Below are 20937 nucleotides of genomic sequence, written 5' to 3' on the forward strand. Positions count from 1 at the left end.
TTCCATACAGAGAACCAGCGATCACTTTTGCGGAAAGGCTCTAATTCGGCAATGTCCGAGAGCCTGGAATTGCCGGGTGTGTAAAAAAATGCCGCCCGTAAAGGCGGCATTTCTCACATAATCCGCGAGGTGAGGTCAGTGCGCAACAGCCGTTGCGCCCTCCTCCACCGGTTCCGGTCCTGCCAAAGGTTCTTCCTTTTCAGACCATTCGACCGGTTTCAGCGGCTCCACCAGCGCATGCTGGAGGACTTCGCCCATGCGCGAGACAGGGACGATCTCGAGCTCGTTCTTCACGTTGTCGGGGATGTCCGCCAGATCCTTGGCGTTCTCCTCGGGGATCAGAACCTTCTTGATGCCGCCCCGCAGCGCGGCGAGCAGCTTCTCCTTCAGCCCGCCGATCGGCAGGACCCGGCCGCGCAGCGTGATCTCGCCGGTCATGGCGATGTCGCGTCGCACCGGAATGCCGGTCATGACGGAGACGATCGCCGTCGCCATCGCGGTGCCGGCAGACGGCCCGTCCTTCGGCGTCGCTCCCTCCGGCACGTGGACGTGGATGTCGCGCTTGTCGAACAGCGGCGGCTTGATGCCGTAGTCGAGGGCCCGCGAGCGGACATAGGAGGCCGCAGCGGAGATCGACTCCTTCATCACGTCCTTCAGATTGCCCGTCACCGTCATCTTGCCCTTGCCGGGCATCATGACGCCTTCGATCGTCAGCAGCTCGCCGCCGACCTCGGTCCAGGCAAGCCCGGTCACCACGCCGACCTGATCGTCGAGTTCGGCCTCGCCATAGCGGAACCGCGGCACGCCGAGATAGTCGGAGATGTTCTCGGCCGTCACCTCGACGGTGGTGGTCTCCCCCTTGAGGATCTTGGTCACCGCCTTGCGGGCGAGCGTCATCAGCTCGCGCTCGAAATTACGCACCCCGGCTTCGCGGGTATAGCGGCGCGCAATCTCGCGCAGGGCGTCGTCGGAAACCGAAAACTCCCCGTCCTTCAGGGCATGGTCGCGCACGGCCTTCGGCAGCAGATGCCGGCGGGCGATCTCCACCTTCTCGTCCTCGGTGTAGCCGGCGATGCGGATGATCTCCATCCGATCCATCAGCGGCGCCGGGATGTTGAGGGTGTTGGCCGTCGTCACGAACATCGTCGCCGACAGGTCGTATTCGACCTCGAGATAGTGGTCCATGAAGGTGGCGTTCTGCTCGGGATCGAGCACCTCGAGCAGCGCCGAGGACGGATCGCCCCTGAAGTCCATGCCCATCTTGTCGATCTCGTCGAGCAGGAACAGCGGGTTGGCCTTCTTCGCCTTCTTCATCGACTGGACGACCTTGCCCGGCATCGAGCCGATATAGGTCCGCCGGTGACCCCGGATCTCGGCCTCGTCGCGAACGCCGCCAAGCGCCATGCGCACATATTCGCGGCCGGTCGCCTTGGCGATCGACTTGGCGAGCGAGGTCTTGCCGACGCCCGGAGGGCCGACGAGGCACAGGATCGGGCCCTTCAGCTTGTTCTGGCGGCTCTGCACGGCGAGATATTCGACGATGCGCTCCTTGACCTTGTCGAGGCCGTAATGGTCCGCGTCGAGGATCTCCTCGGCCTTCTTCAGGTCGATCTTGATCTTCGACTTCACGCCCCAGGGCAGGCCCAGCAGCCAGTCGAGATAGTTGCGCACCACCGTCGCCTCGGCGGACATCGGCGACATCTGCTTGAGCTTCTTCAGCTCGGCATTCGCCTTCTCCCGCGCCTCCTTCGACAGCTTGGTCTTCTTGATGCGCTCCTCGATCTCGGCCATCTCGTCGCGGCCGTCCTCGCCGTCGCCGAGCTCCTTCTGGATCGCCTTCATCTGTTCGTTGAGGTAGTACTCGCGCTGGGTCTTCTCCATCTGGCGCTTGACGCGCGAGCGGATGCGCTTTTCCACCTGCAGCACGGAGATCTCGGATTCCATGAAGCCGAGCGCCCGCTCGAGGCGCTCGCGCACCGAGAACAGCGAGAGCATTTCCTGCTTCTCAGGGATCTTGATCGCGAGATGCGAGGCGACGGTGTCGGCGAGCTTGGAATAGTCCTCGATCTGGCCGGCGGCGCCGACCACTTCGGGAGAGATCTTCTTGTTCAGCTTGACATAGTTCTCGAACTCCGAGACCACCGAACGCGCCAGCGCCTCGACCTCGACCGGATCGTCCTCGCCATCGCCGACGACATCCGCCTCGGCCTCGTGCCATTCGCTGCGCTGGGTGAAGGAGCGGATCATCGCCCGCGACACGCCTTCGACCAGGACCTTCACGGTCCCGTCGGGCAGCTTCAGGAGCTGCAGCACATTGGCCACCGTGCCGACCGGATAGATGCCGTCGGGCGCAGGATCGGCATCGCCGGCGTTCTTCTGGGTGGCCAGCAGGATCTGTTTGTCCGCGCCCATGACCTCCTCGAGAGCCTTGATCGACTTCTCGCGGCCGACGAAGAGCGGCACGATCATATGCGGAAACACAACAATGTCCCGAAGCGGCAGCACGGGAAACAGCGCCGTCTCATCCACCTCGGGGCGTTCTGGCGTGTTGGACATGATTTTTCCTTTCTACGGCCAAGGCCGTGTGCGGCCCTCAAGCGTAAACCTTAATCCTAAGCGCTTGCGCGAGAGGCCATTCGCCGAACCCAATCTGGCGTCGGAATCCCTGATTTTCAAGCGCTCCGGCGCCTTTTGGCGCTGCAGCAACAGATCCACGCAAGACAAAGAAATGCCCGCCACGGTTAACCGGGGCGGGCATCCGACGATTGGAAGTCCGAAGGGGCGAGACGATTCGTCACGCTGAGACGTTTTCCTTTTCATCCGCCCGGTCGGCGTAGATGTAGAGGGGACGGGCGCTGCCGTCGATGACCTCCTCGGAAATCACGACTTCCTGGACGCCCTCGAGCGTCGGCAGGTCGAACATCGTGTCGAGCAGCATCGCCTCCATGATGGAGCGCAGGCCGCGGGCGCCGGTCTTGCGCTCGATCGCCTTGCGGGCGATGGCCTTCAGCGCGTCCTCATGGAACGTCAGGTCGACATTCTCCATCTCGAACAGCCGCTGATACTGCTTGACCAGCGCGTTCTTCGGCTGCTCCAGGATCTGCACCAGAGCGACCTCGTCGAGGTCCTCGAGCGTCGCCAGCACCGGCAGGCGGCCGACGAATTCCGGGATCAGGCCGAACTTCAGCAGATCCTCCGGCTCGACCTTCCGGAACAGTTCGCCCGAACGGCGGTCTTCCGGCGATTCGACGTTGGCGGCAAAGCCGATCGAGGTCTTGCGGCCGCGGTCGGAGATGATCTTGTCGAGGCCGGCGAAGGCGCCGCCGCAGATGAACAGGATGTTCGCCGTATCCACCTGCAGGAACTCCTGCTGCGGATGCTTGCGGCCACCCTGCGGCGGCACCGAGGCGACGGTGCCTTCCATGATCTTCAGAAGCGCCTGCTGGACGCCCTCGCCCGAGACGTCGCGGGTGATCGACGGGTTGTCAGACTTGCGGGAGATCTTGTCGATCTCGTCGATGTAGACGATGCCGCGCTGCGCCCGCTCGACATTGTAGTCGGCCGACTGCAGAAGCTTCAGAATGATGTTCTCGACGTCCTCGCCGACATAGCCGGCCTCGGTCAGCGTCGTCGCATCGGCCATGGTGAACGGCACGTCGAGGATGCGGGCCAGCGTCTGGGCGAGCAGCGTCTTGCCGCAGCCGGTCGGGCCGATCAGCAGGATGTTCGACTTCGCCAGCTCGACGTCATTGTTCTTCGCCGCATGCGCCAGGCGCTTGTAGTGATTGTGGACCGCGACCGACAGGACCTTCTTGGCGTAGGACTGGCCGATGACGTAGTCGTCCAGAACCGCGATGATCTCCTGCGGGGTCGGCACGCCTTCCCGGGACTTCACCATCGAGGACTTGTTTTCCTCGCGGATGATGTCCATGCAGAGTTCGACACACTCGTCGCAGATAAAGACCGTCGGCCCGGCGATCAGCTTACGGACTTCGTGCTGGCTCTTTCCGCAGAAAGAGCAATAGAGCGTGTTCTTGGAATCGCCGCCGCTCGTTTTGCTCATTCGTCTTTCCTTCCGATCGGGTAAACGGCACCCGTTTGCGTCTCTACTGCGAAACTGCGCCCGACGAGGGCGTGCATTCGAACCCGGTGCGGGAGCGCCGATTCCTCTTAGAACCTCACATAGCAATCCACATCATACGGCATAACGCCAATTGCTTATGTGGCCCTTAACGAGGATTCCCGACATTATCGACGTTCAACTGTGGCCGGCAAGTGACGAACCGGCGCGAATTGCCCCTATCGGGACAATTCCTTCTCCAGAGCCTCGCGGGATGAATAGACCTTGTCGATCAGGCCGAACGCCTGTGCCTCGCCGGCCGTCATGAAGTGGTCACGGTCGAGAGTGCGTTCAATGGTTTCGTAGTCCTGGCCGGTGTGTTCGACATAGACCTCGTTGAGGCGCCGCTTCAGCTTGATGATGTCCTGCGCGTGACGCTCGATGTCCGAGGCTTGGCCGGAGAAGCCGCCGGAAGGCTGATGCACCATGATCCGGGCGTTCGGCGTCGCGAAACGCATGTCCTTGTGGCCGGCGCAGAGCAGCAGCGACCCCATCGAAGCGGCCTGGCCGATGCAGAGCGTCGAGACGGCGGGCTTGATGAACTGCATGGTGTCGTAGATCGCCATGCCGGAGGTCACCACGCCGCCGGGGGAGTTGATGTAGAGCGCGATTTCCTTCTTCGGGTTTTCCGCCTCGAGGAACAGCAGCTGGGCGCAGACCAGCGTCGCCATGGAGTCCTCGATCGGACCGGTGATGAAGATCACCCGCTCCTTGAGGAGTCGCGAGAAGATGTCATAGGCGCGCTCGCCGCGATTGGTCTGTTCGACCACCATCGGAACGAGGTTCATCGCGGTTTCGATCGGGTGATTCATCGTGGTGTCTCAAAGGTCGCGAAAAATGGGCTGTGCCACTCCCGCCGGGAATCAGCGGAAGAAAGCGTTCGTCCTAGATAGGGCGTAGCGCCGGCGCTTCGCAACCCGTCCGCCGGTCGCGGCGCCGGCAGTCTGGCAATGGAGTAAATGCCAAGCCTTGCTGCCTATCGGCCGCGACGCACCGCCACTGCGGCGGTGGCGCCCTGCCGGACGCGCCGTCGCGGTTAACCGCGGCCGCCGCCGGCGCTGTCGATATCGACCTGATCCGGCGGGATCGGCCGTCCGTCCGCCTCGCTCGTCCCGTGTCTGGTCATGTCCCGGTCCTCGCTCGGGCGCTGCACGGCTTCCGATTCGACGACCTTCTGCCTGGCCGCAGGGTCGTTGCGCATGCGGATCGGCGGCGCCTTGCCGTCGCGATCCTCGCCGAACCAGATGGTCATGTGCGGGAACGGGATCTCGATGCCGCGCTCGTCGGCAATCCGCTTCACGATCTCGCGATAGGCCCGGCCGACACCCCATTGGGTGCCCGGCTTGGTCATCACGCGGCCACGCACGACGACGGCCGAATCGCCGAGTTCGTTGACGCCCCACATGTCGAAGCCGGAGATCAGGTTCTCGCCGACATTGGTGCCTTTCAGCTCCTCGAAGGCGTCGATCATCATCGCTTTCACGTCCTCGACGTTCTCGCGGTAGGCGACGCCGATATCGGCGACGTAGTAGGCGAAGTCCTTGGAGAAGTTCGCCACCTGATCGACCGACGAGAACGGGATCAGGTACCACGTGCCGTCGACGCTTCGAAGGCCGACCGAGCGAACGGTCAGCTGCTCGACGACGCCGGACACGCCGTTCAATTCGACGACGTCGCCCTCGTTCATGGCGTTCTGGATCTGGATGAAGGCGCCGGTGATGATGTCCTGCACCAGCTTCTGCGCACCGAAACCGATGGCGAGGCCGACGACACCGGCACCGGCGAGGAGCGGCGCGATGTCGATGCCGATCTGCGAGAGCACCAGCATCGAGATGACGACGACGAGGGTGATCGTGAAGGCATTGCGGAAGAGCGACAAAAGCGTGCGCTCGCGTGCCGTCGGGACCCGGCCGTAATTCGGGTTCAGCCGGTATTCGATCCAGGACGAGACGCCGAGATAGATGCCGACGGCAATGACCACGATCAGCAGGGCGCCGAGGAATCCGGCGATGATCGTCTGGCCGGTGTTGGAGGAGAACCAGCCGGCGAAATTGGAAATGTCCCAGGCGTCGAGGATATAGGTGAAGACGACGATCACCACGACGACGCTGAACACCGTCAATATCTTCGGCACGAAGCCGTTCAGCCTGCGCTCGAGCAGCGGCAGGCGATATTTCAGCTCCTGCGGCACCGTCACGCCATGGGCGATCATCCGCGACAGGGTCGAGAACAGAAGGCCGCCCAGCGCCATGGCGGCGATCGACTTGCCGGCCGCGACGGCGACGAACTGCAAGCCGTCGCGCGGGCTCTGCAGCCAGACGACGAAGACGGCGATCGCCGCGGCGATGGCGAGGACCCACCAGATCTGCCCGATCAGCGCATGGACGAACGCCCGGAAGCTGGTGTCGCCGTTCTTGCGGGCGCGCTTCAGCCGCTCGCGCACGACGCCGCGATTCTTCAGGATGAGGCCGATCGTCAGGCAGAGCGAACCGAAGGCGACGATGAACTGGGTCGCCTCGGCGGCTGCCTGGGTCGATGCCCACTGCACGATCGGCGCGACGAAGAGAAAGGTGTAGCCGAGGATCGAGACCAGCCGCGACAGCCAGAAATACCAGTAGCTCGCCTGCCGGTTGGAGAAGGGCGTCAGCCGCAGCGAGGGATAGTTCGGCGCGACGAAGGCGGACAGGCCGACCTTGATCATCTCGATCAGCAGGAAGGCGTTGAGGAACAGTGCCTGGCTGAATCCCGGCCGCGTGCCGCTGTAGAGCGTTGCCACCAGATAGCCGCAGGCCCAGCTCAGCACCACGACAAAGGCTTCGACGAGGCCGGAGAGGATCAGATAGGCGAGCTTGCGGATCGGGCTGGCATGTTCGGCGCCGTGCGCCAGCCGGGCGAAGATGCGCCGCTCGAGATATCGGCTGCCGAAAAGGATCGCGAATACGACGAGGGCGACGAGGGCGACGGGCAGGATCGCCCGCAGGATGCTGGGGAGGTCGATCGAACTTGCGCCGGACAGCATGTCCGCGGAGAGCTCGAGATACTGGGGCACCTCCTGGACGCTCTCGGCGACGACGCCGATGATCATCCGCGTATATTCGGCGACCTGCCCCGGCAGCGTCCGGACGATCTCGCCGGGCTTTTCGGGATTGGCGTCGGCCGCCTGGTCCGCCTTGCCGTCCTTGGGCGCCTGGTAGGCCGCCGCCTTCAGCGATTCGACCAGCTTCTTGCGGGTGTCGTCGTTCTCGAGAATCTTGATCAGGTCGTCGAGCGAGGGCTCGGAAGACTTCGCCGCGCTGTCGCCGCTCGCCGCCGTGTCCGAGCCGGTGGCGCCTGGTAGCGACGGCAGCGACTGGGCGGATGCCAGCTGCGGTGCCACCGCCAGCAGGATGACGAAAGCGGCAAGACCGCTCGTCAGGCAGCGGGCAAGGCGGGAACGCAGGCAGCTCAGCATCATGATCGGGAAAGGTCTTTTCTCAGGGTCCGGCAGCCGGGAAGCGCCCGGCGGGAAACGTGCGTGGCGGCCGCGAAGCGGCGTCGAATCGGGCTGCCTATCGCCAATCGCTTTGACGACAGTGGGGCAGAACGAAAAAGGGCCGACGATCGCCGGCCCTTCTGCGATTGTGACGTCTGATCGGGCTCAGGCGCCGGCGGCCACGCCGTCTTCGGCCTCGTCCTCGGCCATCAGCTCGTCCTTCGTCACCGTCTTGTCGGTGACGTCGACCTGGGCCAGCAGATGGTCGACGACCTTCTCTTCATAGAGCGGCGCGCGGATGCTCTGGATGGCGTCCGGATTCTCCTGGAACATCTTCAGGATTTCCTGTTCCTGGCCGGGATAGCGGCGCATCTGCTCGAACAGCGCGCGCTGCATCTCCTCCTCGCCGACCTCGACGCCGGCCTTCTCGCCGATCTCGGAGAGCACCAGGCCGAGACGGACGCGGCGCTCGGCCAGACGGCGATAGTCGGCGCGGGCCTTCTCCTCGGTGGTGTCCTCGTCCTCGAAGGTCTTGCCGCTCTCGGTCAGTTCGCGCTGCACCTGGTTCCAGATGTTGTCGAACTCGGCCTCGACCAGCTTCTCCGGCAGGGCGAAGTCATAGTCCTTGTCGAGCGCGTCGAGCAGCTGGCGCTTGACCTTCTGGCGGGTCGCCAGGCCGTACTGGCTCTGGATCTGATCGCGGACGATCTCCTTGAGCTTGTCGAGTGATTCGAGGCCGAGCTTCTTGGCGGTCTCGTCGTCGATCGCCGTCTCGGTCGGGCCCTGCACGGCCTTGACCTTGGTCTCGAAGCTGGCAGCCTTGCCGGCGAGATGGGCGGCGCCGTAATCCTCGGGGAAGGTCACCTCGACGACGGTCTCGTCGCCCTTCTTCTTGCCGATCAACTGCTCTTCGAAGCCGGGGATGAACCGCCCCGAGCCGATCACCAGGTCGGAATCCTCGGCCGCACCGCCCTCGAAGGGCTCACCGTCGATCTTGCCGACGAAGTCGATGGTGACCTTGTCGCCCTTTTCGGCGGCGCCGTCCTTTTCCTCGTAGGTGCGGGCGTTCTCGGCGATCCGCTCGACCTGCTCGTCGACCTCTTCGTCCGAGACCTCGACGATCGGCCGCTCGATCTTGATGCCGCTGGTGTCCTTGACCTCGAAGTCCGGCAGGGTCTCGTAGGACAGGGTGAACTTGAAATCGGTCCCGCCGCTCAGAACCTTCTCGGCTTCGGCCTCGTCCTCGCTCATGGCGATTTCCGGACGCATCGCCGCGCGCTCCTTGCGCTCGGCGATGATCGAACCCGGCGTCTCGTTGAGGATCTGGTTGACGATCTCCGCCATCAGCGACTTGCCGTACATCTTGCGCAGATGGCCGACCGGCACCTTGCCGGGACGGAAACCCTTCAGCTGCACCTTGTCCTTGGCCTCGAAGAGGCGGGTCTGAAGGCGCGCTTCAAGGTCCGAGGCGGGCACGACAATCTCGATCTCGCGCTTCAGGCCCTCGGCCTTGGTTTCCGTAACCTGCATATTGTATTACCTTCTTGATCCTGTTCGCTGCGCGGGCCGGCCTCTCCAGGGCCTGGCCGAGCGCACTCTCGTTGAATTCGGCAAATGGTGCGGGTGGAGGGACTTGAACCCCCATGCCTCTCGGCGCTTGGACCTAAACCAAGTGCGTCTGCCAATTCCGCCACACCCGCCAGGCGCGCCGGCCACGGACGTTGCGAAGCGCGGGCCTCTATATCACCGCGAATTCGACCACGAAAGGGCAAAACCGACCGTTCCGGAGGCGGATATCGGCTTCAAAGGGACGATCGCCAGTCCGCGATCTGCCGGCGGAGCGCCAAGGATAAAGCACCTTCGTTGACCAATAGACTTCAAACGGGACGGCGCGCTTTTGAGCAATCGCTGCCAACTCCTTGTGTTCGCTAATTCATTAATGCTCTATGTTGCATTGCACAATCCGCATTGCTGCCATGCAGCCGAGGCTCTACCGGCAACGGGCGGCCCAGCATATTTTGCAATCAACACGAGGGACGAAGCGGAAAAAACGCTTCCCCGAAGGCTGAAGTTCGAATTGAAAAGGAGGTTCCGCCATGAACCTTGTCCGCTCCTACCAGTCCTGGCGCCGCTATCGCGAGACCGTCAACGAGCTGAACCGTCTGTCGCAGCGCGAGCTTGCCGACCTCGGCATCGCCCGCACCGACATCCCGGCCGTCGCTCGCCGCACTGCCGTCTAAGTCAAGAGTTTCAAGGTTTCGCCGAAGCCCACCTCCTCCCGGGCCTAGGCGGAAAACGGTCTGCCAACCTCCTCCCAACCGGCAGACCTACCGATGTCGCCCGCCGGTCCTCCCCCGGCGGGCGCATTCGGGGCAAAGTTTGAAGGTTTCGCCAAGGCCCACCTCCTCCCGGGCTACGGCGGAAGACGGGTCTGCCAACCTCCTCCCAACCGGCAGACCTACCGATGTCGCCCGCCGGTCCTCCCCCGGCGGGCGCATTTCGGTCAGTTCAGAGTTTTGAATTTCGCAAAGGCCCACCTCCTCCCGGGCCGGAGCGGATACGGCCTGCAGATCCTCCTCCCAAATGCAGGCCAGACAAGCGAAGCCCGCCGGTCCTCCCCCGGCGGGTTTCGTCGTTCTGGCCTCCCGGATGGGCGGCAGCGATGCGCCCGCGGCGAAGATGACGGTTTCGCATCGCCCGTCTCTCGCTTAAATACGGCTCATGTCGAACCAACCCATTCATGTCGTCGGTGGCGGTCTCGCCGGCTCGGAAGCCGCCTGGCAGATCGCCGAGGCGGGCCTTCCCGTGGTCCTTCACGAGATGCGCCCGATGCGTGGCACCGAGGCCCACAAGACCGACGGCCTCGCCGAACTCGTCTGTTCCAACTCCTTCCGCTCCGACGACGCCACCGCCAACGCGGTGGGCGTGCTGCATGCCGAGATGCGGCTTGCCGGCTCGCTGATCATGGCCATGGCTGATCGGCATCAGGTGCCTGCCGGCGGCGCGCTGGCGGTCGATCGCGAAGGCTTTTCCGATGCCGTGTCGAAAGCCCTTTCCGGCCACCCGCTCGTCACGATCGAGCGGGGCGTCGTCGAAGGCCTCCCGCCGGAAGAGTGGGGCACCACCATCGTCGCCACCGGGCCGCTCACCGCGCCTTCCCTCGCCGAGGCGATCGCCGGTGCCACAGGCGCGGACGCTCTCGCCTTCTTCGATGCCATCGCACCGATCGTCCATTTCGATTCGATCGACATGGACAAGGCCTGGTTCCAGTCGCGCTACGACAAGGTCGGCCCCGGCGGCACCGGCAAGGACTACGTCAACTGCCCGCTCGACAAGGAGACCTACGAGCGCTTCGTCGCCGCCCTCGTCGAGGGCGACCGGACGGAGTTCAAGGAGTGGGAGGGCACGCCCTATTTCGACGGCTGCCTGCCGATCGAGGTGATGGCCGAGCGGGGACCGGAGACGCTCCGCCACGGGCCGATGAAGCCGATGGGTCTCACCAACGCCCACCAGCCCGACATCAAGCCCTACGCCGTCGTTCAGCTGCGCCAGGACAATGCGCTCGGCACGCTCTACAACATCGTCGGCTTCCAGACGAAGCTGAAATACGGCGCCCAGGCCGGCATCTTCCGGATGATCCCCGGGCTCGAAAATGCCGAATTCGCCCGCCTCGGCGGCCTCCACCGCAACACCTATCTGAACTCGCCGGTGCTTCTCGACGGGACGCTGCGCCTCAAGGCACGGCCGCATCTGCGGTTCGCCGGCCAGATTACCGGCTGCGAGGGCTATGTCGAATCGGCGGCCGTCGGGCTGATGGCGGGGCGCTTCACCGCCGCCGAAAGGCGCGGCGAGTCGATCGCCGTGCCGCCGCAGACGACGGCCTCGGGGGCGCTGATCGCCCACATCACCGGCGGCCATCTCGCCCATGAGGAGGATGGCGGCAAGCGATCCTTCCAGCCCATGAACGTCAATTTCGGCCTGTTCCCGGCGCTCGAGCCCGGCGCCATCCAGAAGCCCGAAGGCCAGAAGCGCTTCCGCGGCAAGGAAAAGGCCGTCGCCAAGAAGAACGCCCTCGCCCGCCGGGCGCTCGCCGACTTTGCCGCCTGGCTGGCCGCGGCGGGAACGCGGCAGGCCGCCGAATAGCCCCGGCAACCCGCCCGTGCGGCGCTTACCTCAGCGCCATTCCGCCGAACGATAGAAGGCGTCGAATTCGAGGAAGTTGATGTCGCCTTCGTCGCTCTGGGCGAGCCGCCGGATGGAGAGGCGCAGATGCCTCCCGTCCTCTGCCCGAAGATCGAGGGCCGGCGGCGTGACCTGCCGCGCGACGGCGGAGAAGAGCTCCGGCGGCAGCGTCTTGATTGCGTCGCCCAGGTCGAACCGGTCCGAGGTCTCGCCGAGCGTCGCGACCAGTGCGCCGCCATCGAGCCTGAAGGCCATCCCGTCGGCCTCGTCGGCAGCGTCAGCCTCGTTCGGCGTCGCGATCCGGTGGAGCGCCGCGCGATCATATCCGGCGAGATCGACCTCGCCCGGCTTGAAGGCGGCAAAGCCCCGCGGCCGTGCATGGGTCCAGGCCGAGACGTCGGCGCCAAGGGCGTCGGTGACGACGGCGATCGCCCGCTCCGGTTCGCTGTTAAGCGCCATGTCCAGACGATCTCCGACCTCCGGATCGAGATAGGGCACGAGATCGCCCAGCCGGTCGGCCCCGGCAAGCTCGTAGAGCCGCGAGCGCAGCCGCGCCTGCGCCGCCTGGCTCCGCCCTGCCGCCGGCCTGACGGCGATGCTCTCGGTCCCCGGCACCCGCGCCCCGAACTCCTCGACGATCCGCGCGACCTGGCTGCGACCGGTGAGCCCCGAGGCGCCCCATGGCCCGAAGGCGGACAGTCCGAGAAGCACGAGGGGGATCGCCGCCATCACCCGGATGTCGCCGGCAAGCTTGGGAATGAGCTGCACCGCGACCACGAGGAAGGCGGCGAGGATCGCCAGCGCGACATAGTAGCGCTCGATGCTGACGCCTTCCGACGAGATCCGCATGAAGATCCCGAGGCTCGCCAGCGCCAGCGGCACCAGCAGCATGATGGCCCACAACCGCCCGAACAGCCGCGCCGGCAGGGCGCCGTTCCTCAGAAACGGCTCGGCGGCGATCCGCAGCGACAGGACCAGCAGCGCATCGAAGGTGACGATCCATCCGATCTCGTTCTTCGGCATCGTCGCGGTCAGCGCGATCTTGGCGGCGTAGAGATGCAGGATGACCGCCGTTGCCAGCGCCAGCGGCGTCGCCACCCAGTCGATCAACAGCCTGACGCCGCCGATCAGCCGGTCCTCGCCGGTGCCGACCCGCTCGTCGAATTCGCGCGGCAGCCGCCCCATCGCAAAGAGCGGGCCGACGAGGGCAAAGGCGGTGGCATAGATGTGCTCGTAGGCGGTCGAGCTGAGACCCATCTCGAAGAGGAAGCGGATCATCTCGAGGATTGCCGAAAGGCCGAGCATGAAGAGAAGCACGGACAGGAAGGCGAGTGCCGCACCGACCGCCGACCAAAGCGTGAAGGTCCAGAAGCGCAGCGGCCCGCCCCGCCCGACATAGGGCGCCAGCGGGATCGCCAGCGTCAGCGCCGAGGTCAGCGCCGGCAGGTGATTGTCCGCCCGTCCGCAGAAATACACCGCGGCGCCGGCAATGACAGCAGCGACGAGCGCCGCGAGCCTCTGCGTCGGACGCCCTGCTCCCCTCGTCTCGCCGACGAGCGTCGCGGCGATCGAGGCGGCGGCAGCGCCGTAGAGCGCCGCGATCAGCCAGACGAGGTTCTGCGGATCGGGAATGTCGATGTCGGCGATCGACAGATTGCCGAGGACCGTGATTGCAACGACGCACAGAGCCGCGACGGGAAAGCGCAGCAGTGCCGTCTCGGCGCCCCTTGCGAGCGACCCGGCAAAGCGGCCGGCCCATTTGCGCAGCCTCGGAGCCTTTTCGACGTCCATGTCCCTCTGCATTGCGGGCAATGCTCGCCCTTTGTCAGCCGCGCATCCAGCGCCAGTAGTAGAACGCCTTGCGGGGCGCCGAAACGTCCGGCGGCTCGTGCAATGCACCCGCTCCTGACCGTTCGATGCGGTCCAAATATGGCGATGCGAGCAGTGCCGGCAGGAAGGCGGGGCGGAGTGCCCGCGGCACATGCGCAAAATGCCGCCGAGCCTCGGCAAGATGCTCGCGGCCGAAGGCTGCCATCGCGGCGATGGCGCGGGTAGAGGGCTCGGCCTCGCCGGCGAGCAATTGCTCCGGCGAGCAGGCCGCGGCCGACAATATGTCGGCGGGTATGTACACCTGCCGTCTTGCCCGGTGGATCGGCAAAAGCCGCAGCGTGCCTGCGACGGTCTGGGCGACGCCGGCATGGCCCGCCGCATCGGCGATCGTGTCGGCGCCCTCCCGCGATAGGACCGTCGCAGCCAGCATGATCAGCGTCGAAGCCGTCTCGCCGGCATAGGCCTCGAATTCGGTCCGTGACGGCATCGGATCGTCGTAGAGGTCGAAGATTCGGGCTTCCAGCATCCTGTCCAAGGCGGCCGCAGGCAGCCGGTGCCGGGCGACGACCTCGACGAGGCGGCTCGCGACCGGGTGCCCTGCCTCGCCCCCGCCAGGAGCCTGGCTCGTGCTGTCATCCGCGCCCGCGTCGCCGTCCCCGGCGGCGAGCACGTCGCGCCACCATTGCAGGCGGATCTCGCCGGGCATTGGCTGGCTGATCTGGTCGCGCACCCGGGCGATCTCGACATTAAAGGCGTAGAGCGCGGCGAGATCATCGCGCAGATGTTCCGGCGCGAAGGCCAGCGACAAGGCGCGGTCCCGGTCGCTTTCCTCGACCAGTTCGCGGCAGGGATCGGTCATCCGGACTCCGAACAGGGAACACTAGTTCCCGCGATGTGGCGACGATGCCGGCGCATTCAACCGCAGCCGAGTCGGCGTGACGGTCTTCCGGGAGCGGTCCTGCGGGGCGGAGGATCAGTCGACCGCGACGAGCGCCGCTCCGACCGGCCGGCCCTCCGAAAGCATGACATTGAAGGTGCGCACCGCGGCGCCGGTCGACATCGGATCGCAGGAAATCCCCGCCCGCTTCATCCGCTCGGCAAGGCCCGGCGGCAGCCGCCGGATCTCGGTGCCGGTCCCGAAGAGGAGAAACTTGATGTCCGTCTCGAAGACGAGATCCAGTCGCTCGCCGGTGAACGGCTCCTCCTGCGTCGCCGACCAGCCGTAGATGCCGGTGGGAAGGCACAGGATCGAGCCGCGATGCGACATCTCGGCAAAGCGGAAGCCGCCGTTGCCATATGCCTCGATCGGCGCGCGGCCCGGAAAATGGGCCTGCCGGATCTCGATTCCCTTGACCATCGATCAGGCCCGGCCGGGATTGATCGTGCCGCGCTCGGTCGGGTTTTCCGCCTCTTCCTTCTCCGCTGCTTCCGCGGCCTTGGCGGCAGCCGCCGCATCGGTCGGGCGCAGCTTGAAGAAGATCAGGATCGGCGCCGCGACGAAGATCGACGAGAAGGTGCCGATGACGACGCCGAACAGCATCGAGGCGACGAAGGACCGGATCACCTCGCCGCCGAAGATGAACAGCGCGGCCAGGGCAAGCACCGTCGTCGCCGAGGTCATGGTCGTGCGCGACAGCATCTCGTTGTCCGAGAGGTCGAGCAGCTGGCCGAGCGGCATCTTCTTGAACCTGCGGAGATTCTCCCGCACCCGGTCGTAGATGACGACGGTGTCGTTCAGCGAATAGCCGACGATGGTCAGGATCGCCGCGACGGTCGAGAGGCTGACATCGAGCTGCGTCACCACCAGGAAGCCGAGGGTCAGGATCACGTCGTTGATCGTGGCGATGATCGCGCCGACGGCGAACTGCCACTCGAAGCGCAGCCAGACATAGATGAGGATCGCAAAGAGCGAGGCGAGGACGCCGAGGATCGCCGCCCAGGCGAGCTCGCCCGAAACCGTCGGCCCGACCACCTCGGTGCGGCGGATGTCGTAATCCGCCGCGATCGCGCCGCTGGCCTTGTCGACCAGCGCCTGCTGCGAGGCGTCGGAGACGTCGCCCGCCGAACCGATGCGGATCAGCGCCTCGCGGTCGGTGCCGAATTCCTGCACCTGCGGATCGGCGATCCCTGCCTCGCCGAGCCGCGTTCGGATGTCGCCGATATCGGCCTGCCCCTGTTTCGCCTGCACCTCGATCAGCGTTCCGCCGGTGAAGTCGATGCCGAAATTCGGCCCGATGGCGAAGAGCGAGGCCAGCGACGCGACGCAGAGCGCCATCGACAGTCCGAAGATCTTCAGCCGCACCTTCATGAAGGGGATGCGGGTGACCTCCGGAACGAGGCGCAGCCAGCCCTTCGGCAGCTCGCGCGGCCGGCGGCCGCGCACCCAGGCGGCGACCAGCCAGCGGGTCAGGGTGAAGGCGGTGAAGACGGTGGTGATGATGCCGATCGCCAGCGTCACGGCGAAGCCGCGCACCGGGCCCGAGCCGAGGAAGAACAGGACGACAGCGGCGATGAGGGTGGTGATGTTGGCGTCGAGGATCGTCGCCAGGGCTTTTCGGAAGCCGATGTCGATCGCCTGGACCACCGATCGTCCCTGTCGCCGCTCGTCGCGGATGCGCTCGTAGATCAGCACGTTGGAATCGACCGCCATGCCCATCGTCAGGACGATGCCGGCGATGCCCGGCAGCGTCAGGGTCGAGCCGATGGCGGTGAGGATGGCGAAGAGCAGGACGACGTTCACCGCCAGGGCGATGTTGGCGATGACGCCAAGAAAGCCGTAGGCGGCCAGCATGAAGACGACGACGGCGACCGCGCCGATGACACCGGCGATCTCGCCGGCGGCGATCGAATCGGCGCCGAGGCCCGGCCCGACGGTCCGCTCCTCGATGATGTCGAGCGTCGCCGGCAGCGCGCCGGCCCGCAGCAGCACGGCCAGATCATTGGCGCTCTGGACGGTGAAGGAGCCCGAGATCTGCGCCTGGCCGCCGAGAATGGCGGTGCGGATCACCGGGGCCGACAGCACCTTGTTGTCGAGGACGATGGCGAAAGGCTTGCCGACATTGGCCTGGGTCACCCGGCCGAAGCGCTGGGCCCCTTGCGAATCGAAGCGGATGTTGACGACGGGCTCGTTGGTCTGCTGGTCGAAACCCGGCTGGGCGTCGGTGAGGTTCTCGCCGGAGACCATCACCTGGTTCTTGACCAGCACCGGCTGGGGCGTGCTGTCGTTGGTGTAGAGGAGTTCCGAGCCTGCCGGCGCCCGCGAACCCTTGGCCACCTGTTCGGCATTGGCGCTCTGGTCGACGAGCTGGAAGGTCAGCTTGGCGGTCTGGTTGAGAAGCTCCTTCAGCCGCTGCGGATCGCCGAGGCCCGGCACCTGGACCATGATCCGGTCGTCGCCCTGGCGCTGGATCACCGGCTCGGTGGTGCCGAGTTCGTCGACGCGCTTGCGCACCACCTCGATCGACTGGGTGACGGCCGCGGAGACACGGTAGTCGATGCCCTGATCGCTGAGATTGACGGCGATGACGCCGGGCTGCGGTGCGGCGAGTTCCACCTCGGAGACCGAACCGCCGGACATCAGGCCGCTGGAGATCGGCTGGGTCAGAGGCTGCAGCGCCGTGCGCGCGGCATCGGCCTGCGACGGGTCGCGCAGCCGCACGGTCACCGAGCGGTCGTTGGCGGTGATCGCCGAATAGCCGATCCGCTCCTTGCGCAGGAGCTGCCGCGTCTCGTCCTGCACCGCCTGCAGCCGCTCCTTGACGAGCGAAGCGCGGTCCACCTCGAGCAGGATGTAGGAGCCGCCCTGGAGGTCGAGCCCGAGCGTGACGGACTTGGTCGGCCAGAATTCCGGCAGACTGTCGGTCACGTTGCGCGGAAGCACGTTCGGCGCGGCATAGACGATGCCGACGAGCACCGTCAGCCAGATCAGGATCGTCTTCCAGCGCGAGAAATAGAGCATGGCGGGCTCGCAAGTGTCGGACCGCGGGCCGCGCCCGGGTCCGGTTTCAGCGTGGGTCGCCGTCTTGCCGCATCTGCGGCAGAGCTGGCGAGATTACGGCATTGGCTGCCGTTGGAACAAGAACTCGGCTATTTGGTGTTGGCGGCCGTCGGCTCGCCCTTGACCCTGACGTCGGTCACCGATGCCTGCACCACCCGGACGCGCACCTGATCGGAGATCTGCACCTCCACCTCGCCGTTGTCGAGAACCTTGGTCACCTTGCCGACGATGCCGCCGCCGGTCACGATCGTGTCGCCGCGCCGGATGTTTTTCAGCATCTCCTCGCGCTTCTTCATCTGCGTCCGCTGCGGGCGAATGATGAGGAAGTACATGATCGCGAAGATCGCGATGAAGGGAAGAATACTGAACAACAATTCACTTCCACCCCCGGCAGCACCACCGGACTGGGCGAAAGCCTCGGACACGAACATTATCGACCTCGTCAGAAAGAGTTTTCGGCGAACGGCCGACAACGGGGCCGTCGAATTGCGCGGATTTCCCGAGGGAGACCCGTCCAGACGTGGCCGCAATATACGAACGGCCCACCTCAATGCAACAAGCCTCGGCATTTGCAGAGGATCGAATCCGCGCCTATGGAGGCGGGATCCCATCACGCCGGCTTCCCTGACGCTCTCCGACAGCCCAGCATCCCGCCCGATCGACGGATTTAGCCATGCCGAACGACACTGACCTCGCCCGCATCGCCGCCAGCCTCGAGACGATCGCCGCGAGCCTTGCCCGCCTCGCGCCCCGCGAGACGAGCCAGCCCGACTTCGACGCGGCCGACTGCTTCGTCTTCGAGCCGGAGATCGGCCTCAAGCCGGTGACAAGGGTCAACCGCGTGCCGATCGTCCTTCTGAAGGGGATCGACCGCTCCCGCGACATCCTCTTCGACAACACGCTGCGCTTCGCCAAGGGCCTGCCGGCCAACAACGCCCTCCTCTGGGGCGCGAGGGGCATGGGCAAGTCGTCGCTGGTCAAGGCCGTGCATGCCGCGGTCAATGCCGAGATCGCCGCCAGCGGCAGGCCGGCGCTGAGGCTGGTCGAGATCCCGCGCGAGGACATCGACCACCTGCCGGGGCTGATGACGCTTCTGGTCAGGGCCCCTGCCCCGGTGCTCTTGTTCTGCGACGATCTTTCCTTCGATCACGACGACACCGCCTACAAGTCGCTGAAGGCGGCGCTGGAGGGCGGCATCGAGGGGCGGCCGGCCAACGTCCTGTTCTACGCGACGTCGAACCGGCGCCATCTCCTGCCGCGCGACATGATCGAGAACGAGCGCTCGACGGCGATCAATCCCGGCGAGGCAGTGGAGGAGAAGGTGTCGCTGTCGGACCGCTTCGGCCTGTGGCTCGGCTTCCACAATTGCAGCCAGGATCAATTTCTCGCGATGGTGGATGGCTATGTCGCGGCCTATGGCCTTGGCGACGTCATCGAGCCGGACGAGGTACGGCGCCAGTCGCTCGAATGGGCGACCACCCGCGGCAGCCGTTCCGGCCGCGTCGCCCACCAATTCATCATGGACCTTGCCGGCCGCCTCGGCCGACCGCTCGAAATCGCCGATTAGCAGCCCGGCAAGCGTCTCACGAGACGAAGCAGGACGTGGGCGGGACGTACCAGCCGCACGGCCTGCAGCATCGGCCCGAAAATCGGCCTCGATTTTTTGAAGGGCACGATGCGGTGACTCAATAACTGAGAGCGTCCTTAACTGAGAGCGTCCTTTGTGCGTCCATACGGGACGCACGGCGCTCCGGCCGGGCGACGGAGCGGCCGGACTGAAATTCGGGCGCCCGTCGCTCACTGCTGCCATAGCCGACGATGATCGACAGATAGCCCCGTCGCCGCAGAATTGGGGCCGGGTGAGCCGCTGCCCTGAAGGGCATTCGGCCCTTCAGGCGTGCCGGTGGGGCTGGTCCTTGCAAGCATTCGACAGGCGGGACAAGGCGAAGGTGCGGCCGGCAGGCGCCCCTTCCTGCCGGCACACACCCTTCGGCTCGCCGAGATCCAGATGGCTCAGCGCGTCGATCGCTTGCTTCGGTCGCCAAGTCGCGCCCCGAGCAGTCGGGCTCGGCCGGTCGTCGGCTATCGTCACTGACCGGTCGTCCCCCTCCTCGCCGGGCCCGTCCTCATCCAGCCAGTCCGCACCCTGCCAGACCTTACTCGGCAGCGGTTCGCCTTTCCCAGGACACGTCGACTTGCCATCCCAAACGGAATGACTTTCAAACGACCGTCAAAAGCTCACTCAACCCAAGAAAAACAAAAGACATTCCGCCAATTCCTACCGTAAGGAAAGCATAATTTTGGCCGGATGTCGAGACTTTTCGTCAAAAGTCCTTGTTTAAATTGCATGCACGCTATGCGGTTTGACGCAGTGGGACAGAACAAGTGGGGCACCGACGTTTGGCGCAAAGACGACTGCCACTGAAATCATTGTGCTCTTGCTCGACCGCAGCGGTCGTTTCGACCTGCAACCCACACCGACGCGCGCAGCGCCCGGCGGATCGGCAGCGTCAGCGGCCTTCGAAAAACGCGTCGACGCGGGCGAGCACCTCGTCCGCAGGCAGGAAGCCGAGGGCGATCGGCTCGTAGCGGTCCCCCTTGTCGCCGGCCGGACCCGCGACCAGCGTCGGAAATCCAGTCACGCCGGAGGCCTTGCTGACGGCGAAATCCGCCAGCGTCTCCTCGCGGGTCGCATCCGCCTCGAAGGTCGCGGCAAAGGCGTCGCGGTCGAGCCCTTCCTCGTCGGCGAGCGTGACGAGGATAGCGGCATCGGTGACGTCCTGGTTCTCGGCATAGAAGGCGTGGGCGATCCGCCGCTTCAGCGCGAACACCCGGGCCGGATCGAGCCGGCGCGCCGCCACCACCGCCCGCGCCGCCGGCTCGGTGTCGTAGACGAAACCCTCGCGGTCGAAGAAGCCGTAGTCGAAGGGCTGGCCGCTCGCGGCCTCGACATGCTCCCAATGCTGCCGGGTCCTGGCTTTCGCCGCCTCGTCCATCGGCGTCCTGGTGAACGGCCGCAGCCCGCCGAGCACCAGCCGGATCGGCAGATCGGGATGTTTCGCCGCAATCGCATCGATGGCCGGGGAAAAGCCCCAGCACCAGGAGCACATCGGATCGGCGAAATAGACGAGATGGGCGATCATCGGCAGCCTCCAGGTCGCTTTGTCGCATCGCGGCGCCCATTCTGCAATGCCGCAGGGCCCACCGGCAGTTGCAATGCGCGGGCGTATGGTTCACTATACGTCAACAAATTCGTTTCTGTCTGAATTTCCAAGCTCTTGCGAGATCCGGCGAGGTCGGGTCGCCGCCGGATTTGGGCCTCGGCGGCGGGGCCGT

Annotated in this window: 14 protein-coding genes and 1 tRNA gene; 3 read left to right on the forward strand and 12 right to left on the reverse strand. The window is 65.5% G+C overall.

Annotated features, from left to right (window positions below):
* Positions 1-135 precede the first annotated feature (135 nt).
* The 6 genes from lon to E3C22_RS21050 all read right to left on the reverse strand — a co-directional run bounded on the left by lon (position 136) and on the right by E3C22_RS21050 (position 9292).
* A complete protein-coding gene (lon, locus tag E3C22_RS21025) occupies positions 136-2556 on the reverse strand; it encodes an endopeptidase La (RefSeq protein WP_134763852.1) in 2421 nt (806 codons plus the stop codon).
* Positions 2557-2794: 238 nt separating this feature from the next.
* On the reverse strand, positions 2795-4063 hold the full coding sequence (gene clpX, locus E3C22_RS21030) for an ATP-dependent Clp protease ATP-binding subunit ClpX (protein ID WP_134763853.1): 1269 nt from the start codon (positions 4061-4063) through the stop codon (positions 2795-2797).
* Between the two features lie 236 nt (positions 4064-4299).
* Positions 4300-4932, reverse strand: coding sequence for an ATP-dependent Clp protease proteolytic subunit (locus E3C22_RS21035; protein ID WP_134763854.1), 633 nt, complete (start codon positions 4930-4932; stop codon positions 4300-4302).
* A 224-nt stretch (positions 4933-5156) separates the two neighbouring features.
* Positions 5157-7574, reverse strand: coding sequence for a mechanosensitive ion channel domain-containing protein (locus tag E3C22_RS21040; protein WP_245515124.1), 2418 nt, complete (start codon positions 7572-7574; stop codon positions 5157-5159).
* 183 nt (positions 7575-7757) lie between these two features.
* Positions 7758-9122, reverse strand: a complete 1365-nt coding sequence (tig, locus tag E3C22_RS21045) for a trigger factor (protein ID WP_134763855.1) — start codon at positions 9120-9122, stop codon at positions 7758-7760.
* Positions 9123-9207: 85 nt separating this feature from the next.
* Positions 9208-9292, reverse strand: a tRNA-Leu gene (locus tag E3C22_RS21050).
* A 396-nt stretch (positions 9293-9688) separates the two neighbouring features.
* Between E3C22_RS21050 and E3C22_RS21055 the strand changes: the two genes are divergently transcribed.
* Positions 9689-9832: a DUF1127 domain-containing protein gene (locus tag E3C22_RS21055; protein ID WP_134763856.1), complete on the forward strand. Its 144-nt coding sequence runs from the start codon at positions 9689-9691 to the stop codon at positions 9830-9832.
* A gap of 481 nt (positions 9833-10313) precedes the next feature.
* Positions 10314-11735, forward strand: a complete 1422-nt coding sequence (gene trmFO, locus E3C22_RS21060) for a methylenetetrahydrofolate--tRNA-(uracil(54)-C(5))-methyltransferase (FADH(2)-oxidizing) TrmFO (protein ID WP_134763857.1) — start codon at positions 10314-10316, stop codon at positions 11733-11735.
* Between the two features lie 30 nt (positions 11736-11765).
* Here trmFO and E3C22_RS21065 read toward each other — a convergent pair whose 3' ends face one another.
* The 5 genes from E3C22_RS21065 to yajC all read right to left on the reverse strand — a co-directional run bounded on the left by E3C22_RS21065 (position 11766) and on the right by yajC (position 18032).
* Positions 11766-13565, reverse strand: a complete 1800-nt coding sequence (locus E3C22_RS21065) for a DUF4153 domain-containing protein (protein WP_167591852.1) — start codon at positions 13563-13565, stop codon at positions 11766-11768.
* 34 nt (positions 13566-13599) lie between these two features.
* The gene (locus tag E3C22_RS21070) at positions 13600-14463 is read right to left on the reverse strand and encodes a phytoene/squalene synthase family protein (protein ID WP_134763859.1); all 864 of its coding nucleotides are present in this window, start codon (positions 14461-14463) and stop codon (positions 13600-13602) included.
* A 114-nt stretch (positions 14464-14577) separates the two neighbouring features.
* Positions 14578-14961: an Mth938-like domain-containing protein gene (locus E3C22_RS21075; protein ID WP_134763860.1), complete on the reverse strand. Its 384-nt coding sequence runs from the start codon at positions 14959-14961 to the stop codon at positions 14578-14580.
* Between the two features lie 3 nt (positions 14962-14964).
* Positions 14965-17562, reverse strand: a complete 2598-nt coding sequence (gene secDF, locus E3C22_RS21080) for a protein translocase subunit SecDF (RefSeq protein ID WP_134763861.1) — start codon at positions 17560-17562, stop codon at positions 14965-14967.
* Positions 17563-17690: 128 nt separating this feature from the next.
* Entirely contained in the window at positions 17691-18032 is a 342-nt protein-coding gene (gene yajC, locus E3C22_RS21085) for a preprotein translocase subunit YajC (RefSeq protein WP_134763862.1), read from the reverse strand.
* 242 nt (positions 18033-18274) lie between these two features.
* Here yajC and E3C22_RS21090 point away from each other — a divergent pair, with 242 nt between their 5' ends.
* On the forward strand, positions 18275-19168 hold the full coding sequence (locus E3C22_RS21090) for an ATP-binding protein (protein WP_134763863.1): 894 nt from the start codon (positions 18275-18277) through the stop codon (positions 19166-19168).
* A gap of 943 nt (positions 19169-20111) precedes the next feature.
* On the opposite strand, the gene E3C22_RS21095 is transcribed toward E3C22_RS21090, so the two are convergent.
* Positions 20112-20744, reverse strand: coding sequence for a DsbA family protein (locus tag E3C22_RS21095; RefSeq protein ID WP_134763864.1), 633 nt, complete (start codon positions 20742-20744; stop codon positions 20112-20114).
* Between the last annotated feature and the right edge of the window lie 193 nt (positions 20745-20937).

The organism is Jiella endophytica, assembly GCF_004519335.1.
GTDB lineage: Bacteria > Pseudomonadota > Alphaproteobacteria > Rhizobiales > Rhizobiaceae > Jiella > Jiella endophytica.